The organism is Bacillus hominis, from assembly GCF_030348325.1.
Taxonomy (GTDB): domain Bacteria; phylum Bacillota; class Bacilli; order Bacillales; family Bacillaceae_G; genus Bacillus_A; species Bacillus_A hominis.
Genome location: NZ_JAUCFS010000005.1, coordinates 4,152,593 through 4,168,659, shown reverse-complemented (window position 1 = coordinate 4,168,659; position 16,067 = coordinate 4,152,593). Strand labels below are relative to the sequence as shown.

Sequence of the window (16,067 nt, the reverse complement as noted above, 5' to 3'; positions counted from 1 at the left end):
TGAACGCTCTTTGAGGTGAGGAAATGGAGCATATTCAAAATTCGTTTGCGAAGTTAATGGAAAATAAAAACTTTAAAAATAGATATGAAGTGTTAAAAGCAGAAGTAATGGCGCACCCACGTGTGAAAGAATTTATAGACGAACATAAAGGTGAAGTAACGACTTCGATGATTGAACGAAGTCTTGTGAAGTTATATGAATACATTGGACAAAGTGTAGGGTGCGCTGATTGTCCAAATTTAGGATCATGTAAAAATATGCTACAAGGATATGAGCCGAAGCTCGTCATCCAAGGTAAGATGATTGATATTCAATACGATCGTTGCATTAGAAAAGTAGCATATGATGAGAGAAAAAAATATGAAAAACTTGTTCAAAGTGTATATATGCCAGCTGACATTTTACAGGCAACGATGGAAAACTTAGATCCGTCCGATTTAGATGCACGTATTGATGCAATTGGGGCAGCGAATGAATTTTTAAGCGCATATAAACCAGGTGAAAAAGTGCAAGGTTTATATTTGTACGGTAAATTTGGTGTAGGGAAAACGTATCTTTTAGGGGCAATTGCGAATGAGCTTGCTCAAAAGAAAATAAGTTCGATGCTCGTATACTTTCCAGAATTTTTACGTGAAATTAAAAGTTCGATTCAAGATAATTCGATTGGCGAAAAGATTGATGCGGTGAAACGCGTACAAGTTTTAATGTTAGATGATATTGGAGCAGAAGCGATGTCAAGCTTTGTACGTGATGATGTGCTCGGCGCAATTTTGCAGTTCCGTATGTTAGAAAACTTACCGACGTTCTTTACATCTAACTTTGATTTTAAGGAGTTGGAACATCATTTAACGTATACACAGCGCGGTGAAGCAGAAAAAATGAAAGCAGCTCGTATTATGGAACGAATTAGATATTTAGCGAAACCAATTCCGATTGGTGGGAAGAACCGTCGTAATAAGTAAAGAGCGAGCTGAGAAGCTTGCTCTTTTTTATCCCGCTATTTGCCGGGCAGTAAGACTCCCACCTCAAAATTCGGCTGTAAAGCAAAGAAGTTAGGTGGGAGTCGGGCTGCCCGTAAAAGCCCGATTGGTGAAGGCTAATAATCAGTGGAGGATGGACAAAACCTCCACTGATTAAAGTTTCACTTTATTTTAATCATTTTTTCAGAGTAGCTTGTATCATTTTTTTCTCCCTCCCTTAATATATATAAAATTAGCAAGCCATATCGAGTGGATGTTCTAACGATGGGAGATAGGTTTCTACTAAGAGTGAACTTCCATAGATCGGACTCTTATAGGATTTGTAACGTATAGATGCAATCCTTTAGAGCGGGGATAAAAGGGGGGACAAAAGTGATTGAAATTTGCTTCGAAGAAAAAAATGATGCTGTGCACGTATACAGACAACTAACGAAAAGAACGGAATCCTTATATAAGGAAACAAGTGTATATTTAAACGAACAAAAGGTTGTTATTCATATACCATTATGTGAATCGAATTATATTGAAAAGATTTTATTGCCAGTATTACTATATTTCATTATGAATGTGAAACAAAATGAATGGATTCATACCATTTTAAAGGAAAAGTTTTTTTATGAAGAACAAGAAGAGTGTCATCAAATATTGCATATGGCACATGAGATTTTAAAGGAAAGAAGAAAAGGAGTAGCTCGTGATTTAACACGTCAAAAATTTGAATCTTATATTGCTTCGTCTTTGAATGATTGGCTTTGTGATCCGCTCTCATTCTCGTTTTCATCATACGTTCGTTTTCGTCTTCGTACATATAGGGAAATGGTAGCTAGGCTTGCTGAAGTTGCAATTGATGAGTATAAGATGGAGCAGGAATATCAAATGTTCATTGAGACACTTCGCCAACAAGTAAGTAGCCGGAAATCACGTTTGTCCTGTGTACATCTTATTTTTGATGAAAGTTTTATTTTCTATGATGATAAAGGTAGACGTTTAAAACAGGAGAAATTGGTTCAATATATAGATGAAGAATTATTAAAGAAACAGGATGTATATATCGATACGAAAGTAATTGCACCACTTCTTTCTATTTCGCCGAAAAAGATTTATTTATATACGAAAGAACAAGATCATAATATGATTATTACTTTGCGAAATGTATTTCAGGAACGAGTGCAACTACATGGATTACATGAATTTGAGCGCAATGTGAAAAATTTAAAAAATAAAGGTAACGCCCTTGATTTTCTAAGTTTTTGAGCATATAATTACCTACATAAATGAAATATATCGAAATGTTATGATGAGGACATGGGTAGTTTTCTACGATTTTCAGAGAGGGAAGCCTTAGGGTGTGAGCTTCCTAGTACGGGATTATTACTTACCACCTCTAAACTTTAGCAGTGAACGTTTTTCTAGTAATTGCTAACGGACAACACCGTTATGTTGAACTTGAGCAATTAACGATAAGGTTAATTGGAACAAGGGTGGAACCACGAATTCAACACTCGTCCCTTTTTATGGGATGAGTGTTTTTTATTTTGAAAAAAAAGAGGAGTGACCAGTGATGGCAGATGTAGTTAAAATTACTTTCCCTGATGGAGCTGTGAAGGAGTTTCCAAAAGGAGTAACAACTGAAGAAATCGCAGCTTCTATTAGCCCAGGCTTAAAGAAAAAAGCTGTGGCTGGAAAATTAAACGATGAGATGATCGATCTTGTTACACCAATCGAAGAAGATGGTGCAGTTTCTATTATTACATTAGATTCTGAAGATGGCTTATACATTTTACGCCATTCAACAGCCCACCTTTTAGCACAAGCGTTAAAACGTTTATATAAAGATGTTAAGCTTGAGCTTGGCATTGGTCCAGTAATCGAAAATGGCTTCTACTACGATATCGATATGGAAGAAGCAATTACAGTTGAAGACTTCAAGAAAATCGAAAAAGAAATGCAAAAAATCGTGAACGAGAACTTAGAAATCGTTCGTCATGAAGTACCACGTGCAGAAGCACTTCGTCGCTTTGAAGAAATCGGCGATGAGTTAAAATTAGATTTAATTAACGATCTTCCAGAAGATGCAGTTATTTCAATCTATGAGCAAGGCGAATTCTTCGACCTTTGCCGTGGTGTTCACCTTCCATCTACAGGGAAAATTAAAGTGTTTAAATTATTAAGTGTTGCTGGTGCTTACTGGCGCGGCGATAGCAATAATAAAATGCTACAACGTATTTACGGTACTGCATTCGTTAAGAAAGCAGAATTAGATGAGCACTTACGTATGCTTGAAGAAGCGAAAGAGCGAGATCACCGTAAATTAGGTAAAGAATTAAAACTATTTACTAATAGCCAAAAAGTAGGACAAGGTTTACCACTTTGGTTACCAAAAGGTGCAACAATTCGCCGTATTATCGAGCGTTACATCGTTGATAAAGAAGCAAGCTTAGGTTATGATCACGTATACACTCCAGTATTAGGAAGCAGAGAGCTTTATGAAACTTCTGGTCACTGGAACCATTACCGTGATGGCATGTTCCCATCAATGGAAATGGATAATGAAGAGTTAGTTCTTCGTCCAATGAACTGCCCTCACCACATGATGGTTTATAAAAATGATATTCACAGCTACCGTGAATTACCAATCCGTATTGCGGAACTTGGAACAATGCACCGCTATGAAATGTCAGGTGCGTTATCTGGATTACAACGTGTACGCGGAATGACTTTAAACGATGCGCACATTTTCGTTCGTCCAGATCAAATTAAAGAAGAGTTAAAACGCGTTGTGAACTTAACTCTAGAAGTGTACAAAGATTTCGGTTTAGAAAACTACTCATTCCGTTTATCTTATCGTGATCCAGCAGATACTAAAAAGTATTATGCTGATGACGAGATGTGGGAAAAAGCACAAGGTATGTTAAAAGAAGCTATGGATGAAATGGGTCTTGATTACTATGAAGCTGAAGGTGAAGCGGCATTCTACGGTCCAAAACTTGACGTTCAAGTTCGTACTGCTCTTGGAAAAGACGAAACACTTTCAACTGTACAATTAGACTTCTTACTTCCAGAACGCTTTGAATTAGCTTACGTTGGTGAAGACGGTAAACAACATCGTCCAGTTGTAATTCACCGTGGTGTTGTATCAACTATGGAACGTTTCGTAGCCTTCTTAATTGAAGAATACAAAGGCGCATTCCCAACTTGGTTAGCTCCAGTTCAGGCACAAGTAATTCCAGTTTCTCCGCAAGTACATTTAGACTATGCGAAGAAAGTACAAGATGAATTACGACGTGCTGGTATCCGTGTTGAATTAGACACTCGTGAAGAGAAAATTGGTTACAAAATTCGTGAAGCACAAATGCAAAAGATTCCGTACATGCTTGTAGTAGGTGACAATGAAGTTACTGAAAATGGCGTTAACGTACGTAAATATGGTGAACAAAAATCAGAAACAATCGCATTAGATGCGTTTGTTGACATGATTAAAGTAGAAGGAAAACGATAAAAAAGAGCCGCGGTATACCGCGGCTTTTTTATGTATTATGAAAAAGAAAATCTAGAAAAAATAACCAAACAATACTTATCATAAAAAAGTATTGCAAGTATGCTAGTTGTTTGTTACAATATTTCTTGTTGTTAGTAAAACACATCGCGTCTTCTTGACAGACGTCATGTCCTATGATAAACTCATCAAGGATAATAGAATATGGTTTTGACAAGTAGAAGCACCCGCTTCTCACCTGATGGACGCATTCGCAGTTAGCAGGTAAATGTATTTCTTACTAAAGATATTACAAGTGTGGGTGCCGTGTGCCCGCACTTTTTTTGTTCGGGTTCTACAATTGCAAAACGTATTCTAAGAAAACCTTGGAGGTGGCTTACTATTAGCAAGGATATGATGATTAACGAGCAAATTCGTGCACGTGAAGTACGCTTAGTTGGCGCAAACGGCGATCAACTTGGAATCAAGTCTCGTAATGACGCTTTAGACTTAGCTGCAGGTCTTAATCTTGATTTAGTATTGGTTGCTCCAAATGCGAAACCGCCAGTATGCCGCATTATGGACTACGGTAAATTCCGCTTTGAGCAACAGAAGAAAGAAAAAGAACAGCGCAAAAATCAAAAAGTAATTAGCATGAAAGAAGTTCGTTTAAGTCCAACAATTGATGAACATGACTTTAACACAAAACTTCGTAATGCTGTCAAGTTTTTAGAGAAAGGCGACAAGGTTAAAGCGTCAATTCGCTTTAAAGGACGTGCCATTACTCATAAAGAAATCGGTCAACGTGTTTTAGATCGCTTCTCAGAAGCTTGTGCTGAAGTTAGTACAATTGAATCTAAGCCTAAAATGGAAGGACGCAGTATGTTCTTAGTTTTAGCACCGAAAAACGATAAGTAATAGATAGAGGAGGAAATACCTATGCCTAAACAAAAAACTCATCGCGGCGCTGCAAAGCGTTTCAAAAAGACTGGATCTGGTAAACTGAAGCGTTCTCACGCTTACACAAGCCATCTATTCGCTAACAAATCTACAAAAGCTAAACGTAAACTACGTAAAGCTGGTGTAGTTAGCGCTGGTGACTTCAAACGCATTCGTCAAATGCTTGACAACTTAAAATAAGTTCGGCTGATATATAGAACAAACTAGGAGGTAATATTATGCCAAGAGTAAAAGGTGGTACAGTTACTCGTCAACGTCGTAAAAAAGTTATAAAATTAGCAAAAGGTTACTACGGTTCTAAGAGTACATTATTCAAGGTTGCTAACCAACAGGTTATGAAATCTCTAATGTATGCATTCCGTGACCGTCGTCAAAAGAAACGTGACTTCCGTAAATTATGGATTACACGTATCAACGCAGCAGCTCGTATGAATGGTCTTTCTTACAGCCGCTTAATGCACGGTTTAAAAAATGCTGGCATCGAAGTTAACCGCAAGATGCTTGCTGACTTAGCTGTTCATGACGAAAAAGCTTTCGCTGAATTAGCAACAGTTGCAAAAAACAACATTAACTAATTAATTAGTTGAAACCTTAGAAGAATTTTCTTCTAAGGTTTTTTGTTTGTATTCAAAGAGAAGTTTGAAGTGAATGAAGCTCCAAAAATTTATGGACGCGTCGTTATCGATATGACAAAATCAATATAAAAACTATAGCGATATAGAAGAATATATATATGAAGTCAGGAGAATCCTCCTGGCTTTTTTCAATTATGCTCGTTTGGAAAGAAGAGTATCTTTCCTAGCCGAAACGACACTGCTATAATGGAAAGATGATATGGAACTTTCATCAGATGAACAATATAAGAGCGATGACTGAAACGTATTTGTAAATTAGGGACAAGCTATTTTATAAAGAGGTAGATAGCTGACTTATTCATAAGAACTGAAACATAATAATGAACTTTGAGATGAAACAACATTGTTGCGGAAAATGCGATGTTGGAGGAGGACAATAGAATGGACTTACTACAACTATTTAAATTACAAAAAGAATTAGATGACCGTATTGTGAAAGAGCATGACTTACAACCGAAGAAATTGTTAAAAGAAAAAATGTTAGCTCTTCTTGTAGAAATTGGAGAACTTGCAAATGAAACACGTTGTTTTAAATATTGGAGCAATAAACCGGCGTCAGAACGTGAAGTAATATTAGAAGAATACGTAGATGGTTTGCATTTTATTTTATCAATCGGAATCGATTTAGGAATTGATAAAAACTTCTTATTCTATAAATGTGCGCAAACGAATAAAACACAAGTGGAAATTTTCTTAGACACATATGCGAAAGTGATTCGTTTTACAGATCAACCTTCTATCACGAACTATATTGAACTATTTACAAGCTATCTTCGCCTTGGACAAGCGCTTGAATTTGAACAAGAGGAAATTGAAAAAGCATATTTAGATAAAAATGAAGTAAATCATCAGCGTCAAACACAAGGATACTAAGTTAATTTTTGAATATTTCAATTTACTTATTGTATAATAAAGTGACTGAAGAAAAAGGAGGGTGTTGGCAATGACAAAATTAGACGCGACATTGACAATGCTAAAAGAATTAACAGACGCACGCGGTATTGCGGGTAACGAGCGTGAACCACGTGAAGTAATGAAGAAATATATTGAGCCGTTTGCAGATGAACTTTCTACTGATAATTTAGGAAGTTTAGTTGCGAAAAAAGTTGGGGAAGAAAACGGCCCGAAAATTATGGTTGCAGGTCATTTAGATGAAGTTGGCTTTATGATTACGCAAATTGATGACAAAGGCTTCCTTCGTTTCCAAACGGTTGGTGGCTGGTGGTCGCAAGTTATGCTTGCACAGCGCGTAACGATTGTAACGCGTAAAGGAGATGTAACAGGTGTAATTGGTTCAAAACCACCGCACATTTTACCTCCAGAAGCTCGTAAAAAGCCAGTTGAAATTAAAGACATGTTCATCGATATTGGTGCTTCTAGCCAAGAAGAAGCGATGGAGTGGGGCGTACGACCAGGAGATCAAGTTGTACCGTACTTCGAATTCCAAGTGATGAAGAATGAAAAGATGTTACTTGCAAAAGCATGGGATAACCGAATTGGTTGTGCAATTGCAATTGACGTATTAAAACAATTAAAAGATGAAAAGCATCCAAACGTTGTATACGGCGTTGGAACTGTACAAGAAGAGGTTGGTCTTCGTGGTGCGAAAACATCTGCAAACTATATTAAGCCGGATATCGCATTCGCTGTAGATGTTGGTATTGCTGGGGATACACCAGGTGTAACAGCCAAAGAAGCACAAAGTAAAATGGGTGATGGACCGCAGATTATTTTATATGATGCTTCTGTTATTGGTCATACAGGTTTACGTGATTTCGTTGTTGATGTTGCTGATGAATTACAAATTCCATATCAGTATGATTCTGTAGCGGGTGGGGGAACGGATGCAGGAGCAATTCACATTTCTGTAAATGGTATTCCGTCTATGGCAATTACGATTGCGACACGCTACATTCATTCTCATGCAGCGATGTTACATCGTGATGATTATGAAAACGCAGTGAAGTTAATTGTAGAAGTTATTAAACGTCTTGATAAAGAGGCTGTACATAACATTACATTTAATTAATAGAGAAAGCGAAGGGATTTTCCCCTTCGCTTTTTGCATTTTAAAATGGTCTGTCTAATCCTGCCGCAGTATGAGTTCCTAAAATAATTAAACGAGTTAATTGCATTGCCATAAAATGCGGAGTATATATCATGCCTCTTTTTAACCATGACATAATCATTCCGATATGAGCCCCTGTCACATAACTAATAAGAATGTCACGAGGAACCATGAGTTCTTCATCATCAGGCTGTGAAATAGATAAGCTTAATGTTAAATATGTTTGGATTGTTTTCATCATTTTATAAGAGTAGTTTCCAGCAGCTTTATCTCCAAGCATAACGTTATAGAAGTTCACATTTTCTGCGATATGTTCAAACAAAGCCAAAAATGTCGGATGTGGTGAATCGAATGTCAGTTGAAACTCTTCTTTATTTCTAATTTTCGGTTTAATTACTTCCGTTAACTTCTCTAACATTTCTTCAATACTTTTTTCTAATAGGTCATATTTATCATGGTAATGGCTATAAAATGTAGCACGATTTACAGGAGCACGTTCCGCGATATGTTGCACAGTTACATTTTCAAAGCCTTTTTCGCCTACTAAAGCGACAAAAGCATCCTGTATGAGTTGCCTCGTTCGTTTTACACGTGGATCATTTGTATTTTTAATAGACATTTTTACTTCACCTCGTTTAATTTTTTAAACTTAAACAACACATATATAGTGTAATGTTGTTTAAACAACATATAGGTTTAAATTGTTGGTTGTAGATTTGGGATAATTATTTATAATTATAAACGATAGTCCTTTAGAAATCAGCACCGCTAGGATGCAGACAAAACATAGTTTGCGTCGTAAAAGGTGTGCTTTTTTTGTTTAAAGGTTAATATAATTAACAATTAAACAATATAAACACTAAGGATGTAAATAGTTTAGAAAAAAATTATATGCGATATAAGGAGAGGAATGCAATGAATCAGTTTCGAAGAATGGTGATTATCAACATTATCACATTAATTGTATTAGTTGGCGGCGGTATTGGCGGTTATTACTATTACAATCAAGCGGAAAATTATTTAAAAACAGAAAATGCGAAGATTGACGGGAAAGTAATCCCAATTGCATCACCAGTAGCAGGTAAGTTAACAGACTGGAAAGCTGAAGTCGGAAAAAACTACAATGAGAACGATAAATTAGGTGCTGTCACTGTAGCTGGAGCAAATGGGGAGCAAACAGTAGATGTAACAATTCCGCAAAATGCAACAGTTGTACAATCAAATGCAACAACTAATGCGTTCGTTGGAGCAGGTAGCCCGATTGCTTATGCATTTGATATGAGCAATTTATGGGTAACAGCAAATATTGAAGAAACAAATATTGATGATGTTCAAAAAGGTCAAACAGTAGATGTGTATGTAGATGCATACCCAGATACAACGTTAACAGGAAAAGTAGAACAAGTTGGATTAACAACAGCAAATACATTCTCGATGTTACCATCAAGTAACGCAACAGCGAACTATACGAAAGTAAAGCAAGTTGTACCAGTTAAAATTTCTTTAGATCATAGTAAATCAGTAAATATTGTTCCTGGAATGAATGTGTCAGTTCGTATTCATAAGTAAGGGGGAGATGAAATGTCCTCAATTGCAATTGTAGGATATACACTATTTTGTATAATCGTCTTCTTCCTTGTAAATCGTCTTTTACGAAAGAAAAAAACGAACGCGGGAGAAGAACAAGTCCCAGCCGTAAGTAAGATAGAAGTAAGTAAGATAGAAACAGTAGAGAAAGAAATTGAATCAAAACAAGAAACAGAAGTTTCTAATGTAGTTGAATTAGAAACAGGGAAGCAAGAAGAAGTAAAACAAGAAACAGAAGTGCCGAAAAAACCAATGTCTATGCCTTTAGAGAATGTAAACGTAAAGGCAGTTGTAGCTGTATTAATTCTCGGTATGTTCGTTTCTATTTTAAACCAAACAATCATTAATGTTGCATTGCCTCCATTAATGAACGAATTTAACGTATCAACTTCAACAGCACAATGGTTAATTACAGGCTTCATGCTTGTAAACGGAATTTTAGTACCGATTAGTGCATTTTTAGTTTCACGGTTTACGTATCGTAAATTATTTGTAGCAGCAATGTTATTCTTCACTGTAGGATCTATCATTTGTGCTACATCAGGTAACTTTACAATGATGATGACGGGCCGCGTTATTCAAGCGGTTGGTGCAGGTATTTTAATGCCAGTTGGTATGAATATCTTCATGACATTATTCCCTCCTCATAAGCGCGGAGCAGCTATGGGACTATTAGGGGTTGCGATGATTTTAGCACCAGCTATCGGACCAACTGTAACAGGTTGGGTAATTGAAAACTATAGCTGGAACTTAATGTTTTACGGAATGTTTGTTATCGGTTTAATTATTACGTTCTTATCTTTAAAATTCTTTACACTAGCCCAGCCAGTGTCTAAAACAAAGTTAGATGTATTCGGTGTTATTAGTTCAAGTATTGGACTAGGTAGCTTACTGTACGGATTTAGTGAAGCCGGAAATAATGGCTGGACTAGTGCAGAAGTTGTTATAACACTTATCATCGGTGTCATTGGTTTAGCTGTATTTATTTGGAGAGAGCTAACAACGGACAATAAAATGCTTGATTTACAAGTGTTTAAATATCCAGTATTTACTTTTACTTTAGTAATCAATGCAATCGTTACGATGGCCTTATTCGGAGGTATGTTATTACTTCCAGTATACTTGCAAAACATTCGCGGTTTTACACCGATGGAATCAGGTTTATTATTACTTCCAGGATCATTAATTATGGGAATTATGGGACCAGTTGCAGGTAAACTATTTGATAAGTATGGTATTCGTCCGTTAGCAATTGTTGGATTAGCCATTACAACATTTGCGACATATAAATTTACAACGTTATCAATGGATACACCGTATAGCGTTATTATGACGGATTATATTATACGTTCAATTGGTATGTCATTCATTATGATGCCAATTATGACAGCTGGTATGAACGCACTGCCGATGAAATTAATTTCTCACGGTACAGCAACGCAAAATACGTCAAGACAAGTAGCTGGTTCAATTGGAACAGCGATATTAATCACGCTTATGACGCAACAAACTACTGCTCACGTAGCGGATTACGGCAATATGTTAACAACGTCAAACCCAATTTTAGTTGATAAAGTACACGGTATGGGCCAAAGCTTAGCGGCATTAGCCGGATCAGCTCAAGCAGGAGATGTGATGAGCACGCAACTATTATTCGGACAAATTTCAAAGCTATCTGCAATTAATGGTATTAACGATGCCTTCTTAATTGCAACAATATTAGCTGGTATTGCTTGGGTGTTATCGTTCTTCTTACCATCAGGCAATAAACCAAATAGAAAAGCAGGGAATTAAATTCCCTGCTTTTTTATGTTTTTATGTAGTTAAATATAAAAGATGATAAGCAGTCAAAGAGCATAATCCCGTTATAAACAAAATTATCCCCATAGAACGAATATGTGTTAATTGTCTCCCGCTTATAATAGCTAATAGTCCAGCTAAAAGGAAGAAGCTCCAATATAAAGTTCCTGAAATTGGGAGTTTCTGCTCTGAATCTATTCCGATTCCTATACAAATGATAGGAACAACGATAAGCAATACGCTAATCAATCCCGCTATAAAGGTAAGTAATTTACGATATTTAATTCCGGCAGTGATTAAAAAAATACCAACGATGATTTCACATAATAATAAAATAGGGGCTAAGATAAGCCAAATAAATAATCCGGTAGATTCCATGTGTAATAACTCCTTAACGAATGAAAAATGAATTAGGCATAGACACGAGCTGCCAACAAATAGCTGCGAACAGTTTGAAGTTGTTATAAAAGAGTGAAAGAGGTACCGTGATGATACCTCTTCTTTACGTTGAAAAGGCGATTATATTAGTCAAAATATGTAATAGTATAGCTGGAATAATAGATTTAGTTTGTTTGTACAATAAACAAGCAAATATTCCCGTCATAAATGCACTAACCATAATTCCCACAGAGTACGTATGAGCGATACCGAAAATTAAACTTGAGAGAATTACAGCTGGCCAAAAGGTAAACTTCTCTTCGAAAAAACGAAGAAGAATACCTCTGCATACAAGCTCTTCAAAAATAGGTGCAAAAATCCCGCCAGCTAGAAGTAAGAGAAGTGGATAGTGCTCTAGTGTCGAAAGTTGTAATGCATCAGACTGTTCTTGTACGGATGAAGGGAATAATTTATCTAGTACAAACATATCTACAAACAGGGTGAGTACATAATAAATGAGAACATAGATGTACATCTGGAAAGATTTTAAAACTTGAAAATCAAATATAGGCAATACTAGTTCTTTCAGTGGTTTATATTTCATGATATATACGATTAGTAAAAGTAGGGCAACTAATTCATAACTTACATTTTCTATAGATTCAAGTAAAGGTTTATTTGTATCTGGGTTAATGTATCCGTATAATTCAATAGGTAAAAATGTAAAGAGTATATTTATTAATGAGAGACACGGAAAGAGAACGAATAAAACTCCAAAAAATTGTAACCATGACATGGGGTTGTTCTGTTCGTGCGGAATTTGTGTAGCGGGTTGCATATGTTCAAATCACCTCTTTGTATTTATATATGTAATTATAAACGATATGCGTTTGAAATATTGCATAAAAGATAGTGATTTGAAATGTTCTGTATATTTTTTCTGGGGAAAATAATAAAAGAGGTATCACTCTGTAGTGATGCCTCTTTCTCATTGATAACTATGTTCTGTTTTGTTATTCGATTTCGATTGCTCTATTTGCAATTCACGCTCTACCAATCGATCTAACTGCTGCATTGCTTTTAGTGCTTTTTCATAAGAAATCGTTCTATAATGATGTGCTCCGCCTGGCTCTTCATCTGCTTCATCTGCCCATTTAATAACGTTTTGTAGAGGTGTTCTTTCAAGCGTTTGTTCTAGTAGGAAAGAATCAGTGTGCAGAAGAATTGCAACAGAAATTTCTTTTGCTAGTTTCGGGTGTTCCCCTAATCGGATTAATAATTTATGAGCTCTTTCCGCTCCTTTAATCGCATGTATATCATTCTTTTTATACAAGTCATAGTCCCATTCTCCCTCACTGTACCATGTATGATGTCCGATATCATGAAGGAAACCAGCCTTTGTCGCAGCGTCGACTGAGGCGTGATGCTTTTTAGCTAAGTGAAACGCATGGTAAGCGACAGCAATCGCGTGGACCATTCCAGAACGGTTTACATATTTTTGTGTAATGTGATGTTTAAAAATTTGTTCAAGCGTAATACGGTGCATAAAACATTCACTCCTTTTATCTATTGATGTATATGAAGAAAATCGATCGGTTTAAATGTATTTTGAACATTGTACTCCATCAATTAGCTTTTAGTAAAGTAGAAATGTTTAGGAGAAGAAAAATTTTATAGACATAAAAGGTCACCTTAAGTTTCTAAGGTGACCTTTTATTGTTTATTTTTTTAATCCTTGCTCCAGTGTTCCTAACATTTCGTGTTTTTCATTTTCATCAGCATTTTTCCAAATGACTTCAAATAAAACGCCAAGACCTGGAAGCATTTTTTCTTCACCGCTTTGAATTGCATCGACAATCGTTTCTTGTAATTGGTCTTGTGAATTTCCAGATACATTCGCTAATACAGCGCCACGTAAATTAAAACTCATTATCTTCACCTCTTCTTCAGAATTGAAACTGACGTTAGTTTTTGTTCTTTTTTATGTAAATATGTATGAAAAATAGGCTATAATGATAAGACAAGAAGAGAGGGAAATACATATTATGAAAAACATTGATTCAGTACAAAACCCGCGTGTGAAGCAGTGGAAAAAGCTGCAGACGAAAAAAGAGCGCGATAAAAAAGGTTTATTTTTTGTAGAAGGATTCCATTTAGTAGAGGAAGCGTTAAAGGCGGGAGTTGTAACAGAGCTTATCGTTTCAGATCAGACAGATCTTCCGAAAGATTGGACAGTTAATGATGTTGAAATGTATATTGTGCCTGAAGCAATTGTAAAAGTACTTCGCGAAACTGAAACAACGCAAGGCGTATTTGCTGTTTGTGAGAAACATGAGAAAGAAGTAGCTCTTACTGATGGGAAATTTCTTTTATTAGACGGCCTTCAAGACCCGGGTAATTTGGGAACGATTATTCGTACAGCTGATGCAGCTGGTATTCATGCCGTTGTGCTTGGAGAAGGGTGCGTTGATGTTTATAATAGTAAAGTACTACGCTCTACACAAGGTTCTATTTTTCACTTACCGATTGTAAAAGGGAACTTAGAAGAGTGGGTAGACAAGTTAAAAGAAAATAACGTCCCTGTATATGGAACAGCTCTTGAAAATGGAGTTCCATTTGGTGAAGTAACACCGACAGGAAGTTTTGCATTAATTGTAGGAAATGAAGGAAGCGGCGTACGCCAAGAAATTCTTGCAAAAACTGATCAAAACTTGTATATTCCAATTTATGGCGGGGCAGAATCATTAAATGTTGCGGTTGCAGCAGGGATTTTAACGTATTATTTACAAAGCCCGGTTGCGAACAAATAAAAAACTTCTTATAATAAGTTGAAGTATATGTTTGTAATGAACATACAATAAAAGTTAAATAACGAAAAACGTTGATAGAGAAGAGTAGCTTACAAAATCGCCATATAGGGAGAGAGTGCCATAGACTGAAAGCATTCTTATGGTAGACGGAAGTGAATTCACCTCTGGAGTTGACGCCAGGACCATTTATATGTAAAGGCGTTCCGGTCAGAATTGATCGTTATAACTAATGAGTGGGCAGACTTGTTCTGTCAATTTAGGGTGGTACCGCGAATTTACCTCGTCCCTTTTTGGGAGCGAGGTTTTTTTATTTTTAAAATTAGGAGGGTTCCAAATGGAAGCACGTTTAAAAGAGCTAAAGCAAAAAGCGTTAGAGCTTATTGAAGAAGCGAAAGAGCTAAAAGGCTTAAACGACGTACGCGTAGCGTATTTAGGGAAGAAAGGCCCAATTACAGAAGTATTACGCGGCATGGGAAAATTATCAGCAGAAGAGCGTCCACGTATGGGAGCATTAGTAAATGAAGTACGTGAAGCGATTCAAACGCGTCTAGACGACAAAATTGGTAACTTAGAAAAAGCAGTAATTGAAGCGAAATTAGCTACTGAAACAATTGATGTTACACTGCCAGGTCGTCCTGTTGAAACAGGGTGTCACCATCCGTTAACAGCTGTTGTAGAACAAATTGAAGATGTATTCATCGGTATGGGTTATGAAGTAGCTGAAGGAACAGAAGTAGAAAAAGACTACTACAACTTCGAGGCACTAAACTTACCGAAAGATCACCCAGCACGTGATATGCAAGATACATTCTACATTACAGAAGAAACGTTACTACGTACACATACATCTTCTGTGCAAGCACGTACGATGGAAAATAATAAAGAAAAAGGCCCAATCAAAATTATTTGTCCTGGTAAAGTGTATCGCCGCGATGACGATGATGCGACACATTCACACCAGTTCATGCAAATTGAAGGTCTTGTAATTGATAAAAACATTCGTATGAGTGATTTAAAAGGTACACTGCAAGTATTCGTGAAAAAGATGTTCGGTGAAGATCGTGAAATCCGTCTTCGTCCAAGTTTCTTCCCATTCACAGAGCCATCTGTAGAGATGGATATTTCTTGTATGATGTGTCACGGTAAAGGTTGCGGCACTTGTAAAGGGACTGGCTGGATTGAAATTCTAGGCGCAGGTATGGTTCATCCGAACGTACTTGAAATGGCTGGTTATGATTCAAAAGAATATCAAGGTTTCGCATTCGGTATGGGCGCAGAGCGTATCGCAATGTTGAAATACGGCGTAGATGACATTCGTCATTTCTATACAAATGATGTACGTTTCTTACAACAATTCAAACGAGCGTAAGGGAA

At 36.6% G+C, this 16,067-nt stretch carries 17 protein-coding genes and 3 other annotated features; of the genes, 12 read left to right on the top strand and 5 right to left on the bottom strand.

From position 1 onward, the window contains the following. Window positions 1-23 precede the first annotated feature (23 nt). The 8 genes from dnaI (at window position 24) to QUF93_RS24195 (ending at window position 8,079) form a co-directional block, all read left to right on the top strand. Entirely contained in the window at window positions 24-962 is a 939-nt protein-coding gene (gene dnaI / locus QUF93_RS24230) for a primosomal protein DnaI (RefSeq protein WP_289360443.1), read from the top strand. 390 nt (window positions 963-1,352) lie between these two features. Further along, entirely contained in the window at window positions 1,353-2,234 is an 882-nt protein-coding gene (ytxC, locus tag QUF93_RS24225) for a putative sporulation protein YtxC (RefSeq protein ID WP_002122954.1), read from the top strand. 31 nt (window positions 2,235-2,265) lie between these two features. Beyond that, window positions 2,266-2,493 (top strand) — a binding site (T-box leader). Window positions 2,494-2,541: 48 nt separating this feature from the next. Further along, window positions 2,542-4,479, top strand: a complete 1,938-nt coding sequence (gene thrS, locus QUF93_RS24220; protein WP_000786076.1) for a threonine--tRNA ligase — start codon at window positions 2,542-2,544, stop codon at window positions 4,477-4,479. Window positions 4,480-4,685: 206 nt separating this feature from the next. Next, window positions 4,686-4,806, top strand: a sequence feature (ribosomal protein L20 leader region). Window positions 4,807-4,869: 63 nt separating this feature from the next. After that, window positions 4,870-5,373, top strand: a complete 504-nt coding sequence (gene infC / locus QUF93_RS24215; protein WP_002015470.1) for a translation initiation factor IF-3 — start codon at window positions 4,870-4,872, stop codon at window positions 5,371-5,373. Between the two features lie 21 nt (window positions 5,374-5,394). Further along, entirely contained in the window at window positions 5,395-5,595 is a 201-nt protein-coding gene (gene rpmI, locus QUF93_RS24210; protein ID WP_001125945.1) for a 50S ribosomal protein L35, read from the top strand. A 38-nt stretch (window positions 5,596-5,633) separates the two neighbouring features. After that, window positions 5,634-5,990: a 50S ribosomal protein L20 gene (gene rplT, locus QUF93_RS24205; RefSeq protein WP_001138364.1), complete on the top strand. Its 357-nt coding sequence runs from the start codon at window positions 5,634-5,636 to the stop codon at window positions 5,988-5,990. A 441-nt stretch (window positions 5,991-6,431) separates the two neighbouring features. Further along, window positions 6,432-6,923 carry a dUTP diphosphatase gene (locus QUF93_RS24200; protein WP_000365057.1) on the top strand — a complete coding sequence of 164 codons (492 nt, stop codon included), beginning with the start codon at window positions 6,432-6,434 and terminating at the stop codon, window positions 6,921-6,923. 70 nt (window positions 6,924-6,993) lie between these two features. Beyond that, window positions 6,994-8,079 (top strand): M42 family metallopeptidase, encoded by a 1,086-nt coding sequence (locus tag QUF93_RS24195; RefSeq protein ID WP_289360441.1) that lies wholly within the window; start codon window positions 6,994-6,996, stop codon window positions 8,077-8,079. Between the two features lie 40 nt (window positions 8,080-8,119). On the opposite strand, the gene QUF93_RS24190 is transcribed toward QUF93_RS24195, so the two are convergent. Then, the gene (locus QUF93_RS24190; protein ID WP_002122949.1) at window positions 8,120-8,737 is read right to left on the bottom strand and encodes a TetR/AcrR family transcriptional regulator; all 618 of its coding nucleotides are present in this window, start codon (window positions 8,735-8,737) and stop codon (window positions 8,120-8,122) included. Between the two features lie 296 nt (window positions 8,738-9,033). Here QUF93_RS24190 and QUF93_RS24185 point away from each other — a divergent pair, with 296 nt between their 5' ends. After that, a complete protein-coding gene (locus QUF93_RS24185; RefSeq protein WP_002122946.1) occupies window positions 9,034-9,687 on the top strand; it encodes an HlyD family secretion protein in 654 nt (217 codons plus the stop codon). A gap of 12 nt (window positions 9,688-9,699) precedes the next feature. Beyond that, window positions 9,700-11,499: a DHA2 family efflux MFS transporter permease subunit gene (locus QUF93_RS24180; RefSeq protein ID WP_289360440.1), complete on the top strand. Its 1,800-nt coding sequence runs from the start codon at window positions 9,700-9,702 to the stop codon at window positions 11,497-11,499. 21 nt (window positions 11,500-11,520) lie between these two features. Here QUF93_RS24180 and QUF93_RS24175 read toward each other — a convergent pair whose 3' ends face one another. The 4 genes from QUF93_RS24175 to sspI all read right to left on the bottom strand — a co-directional run bounded on the left by QUF93_RS24175 (window position 11,521) and on the right by sspI (window position 13,813). Continuing rightward, window positions 11,521-11,883, bottom strand: a complete 363-nt coding sequence (locus tag QUF93_RS24175) for an ammonia permease (protein WP_289360438.1) — start codon at window positions 11,881-11,883, stop codon at window positions 11,521-11,523. Between the two features lie 124 nt (window positions 11,884-12,007). Continuing rightward, window positions 12,008-12,721, bottom strand: a complete 714-nt coding sequence (locus QUF93_RS24170; RefSeq protein ID WP_289360436.1) for a CPBP family intramembrane glutamic endopeptidase — start codon at window positions 12,719-12,721, stop codon at window positions 12,008-12,010. A 150-nt stretch (window positions 12,722-12,871) separates the two neighbouring features. Continuing rightward, window positions 12,872-13,429, bottom strand: coding sequence for an HD domain-containing protein (locus QUF93_RS24165; protein WP_128280774.1), 558 nt, complete (start codon window positions 13,427-13,429; stop codon window positions 12,872-12,874). A gap of 174 nt (window positions 13,430-13,603) precedes the next feature. Further along, window positions 13,604-13,813 carry a small acid-soluble spore protein SspI gene (gene sspI, locus QUF93_RS24160; RefSeq protein WP_000009511.1) on the bottom strand — a complete coding sequence of 70 codons (210 nt, stop codon included), beginning with the start codon at window positions 13,811-13,813 and terminating at the stop codon, window positions 13,604-13,606. 82 nt (window positions 13,814-13,895) lie between these two features. Between sspI and QUF93_RS24155 the strand changes: the two genes are divergently transcribed. Together QUF93_RS24155 and pheS are read left to right on the top strand one after the other, a co-directional pair. Then, window positions 13,896-14,693, top strand: a complete 798-nt coding sequence (locus QUF93_RS24155; RefSeq protein WP_128856688.1) for a TrmH family RNA methyltransferase — start codon at window positions 13,896-13,898, stop codon at window positions 14,691-14,693. A gap of 62 nt (window positions 14,694-14,755) precedes the next feature. Then, window positions 14,756-14,984, top strand: a binding site (T-box leader). A gap of 43 nt (window positions 14,985-15,027) precedes the next feature. Next, entirely contained in the window at window positions 15,028-16,062 is a 1,035-nt protein-coding gene (gene pheS, locus QUF93_RS24150; RefSeq protein WP_000388217.1) for a phenylalanine--tRNA ligase subunit alpha, read from the top strand. The last annotated feature ends 5 nt before the right edge of the window (window positions 16,063-16,067 follow it).

Excerpts from the sequence above, each read along its gene's own strand:
- dnaI (WP_289360443.1), top strand. The coding sequence starts at position 24 with ATGGAGCATATTCAAAATTCGTTTGCGAAGTTAATGGAAAATAAAAAC.
- thrS (WP_000786076.1), top strand. The coding sequence starts at position 2,542 with ATGGCAGATGTAGTTAAAATTACTTTCCCTGATGGAGCTGTGAAGGAG.
- infC (WP_002015470.1), top strand. The coding sequence starts at position 4,870 with ATGATGATTAACGAGCAAATTCGTGCACGTGAAGTACGCTTAGTTGGC.
- rpmI (WP_001125945.1), top strand. The coding sequence starts at position 5,395 with ATGCCTAAACAAAAAACTCATCGCGGCGCTGCAAAGCGTTTCAAAAAG.
- rplT (WP_001138364.1), top strand. The coding sequence starts at position 5,634 with ATGCCAAGAGTAAAAGGTGGTACAGTTACTCGTCAACGTCGTAAAAAA.
- QUF93_RS24200 (WP_000365057.1), top strand. The coding sequence starts at position 6,432 with ATGGACTTACTACAACTATTTAAATTACAAAAAGAATTAGATGACCGT.
- QUF93_RS24195 (WP_289360441.1), top strand. The coding sequence starts at position 6,994 with ATGACAAAATTAGACGCGACATTGACAATGCTAAAAGAATTAACAGAC.
- QUF93_RS24190 (WP_002122949.1), bottom strand. The coding sequence starts at position 8,737 with ATGTCTATTAAAAATACAAATGATCCACGTGTAAAACGAACGAGGCAA.
- QUF93_RS24185 (WP_002122946.1), top strand. The coding sequence starts at position 9,034 with ATGAATCAGTTTCGAAGAATGGTGATTATCAACATTATCACATTAATT.
- QUF93_RS24180 (WP_289360440.1), top strand. The coding sequence starts at position 9,700 with ATGTCCTCAATTGCAATTGTAGGATATACACTATTTTGTATAATCGTC.
- QUF93_RS24175 (WP_289360438.1), bottom strand. The coding sequence starts at position 11,883 with ATGGAATCTACCGGATTATTTATTTGGCTTATCTTAGCCCCTATTTTA.
- QUF93_RS24170 (WP_289360436.1), bottom strand. The coding sequence starts at position 12,721 with ATGCAACCCGCTACACAAATTCCGCACGAACAGAACAACCCCATGTCA.
- QUF93_RS24165 (WP_128280774.1), bottom strand. The coding sequence starts at position 13,429 with ATGCACCGTATTACGCTTGAACAAATTTTTAAACATCACATTACACAA.
- sspI (WP_000009511.1), bottom strand. The coding sequence starts at position 13,813 with ATGAGTTTTAATTTACGTGGCGCTGTATTAGCGAATGTATCTGGAAAT.
- QUF93_RS24155 (WP_128856688.1), top strand. The coding sequence starts at position 13,896 with ATGATAAGACAAGAAGAGAGGGAAATACATATTATGAAAAACATTGAT.
- pheS (WP_000388217.1), top strand. The coding sequence starts at position 15,028 with ATGGAAGCACGTTTAAAAGAGCTAAAGCAAAAAGCGTTAGAGCTTATT.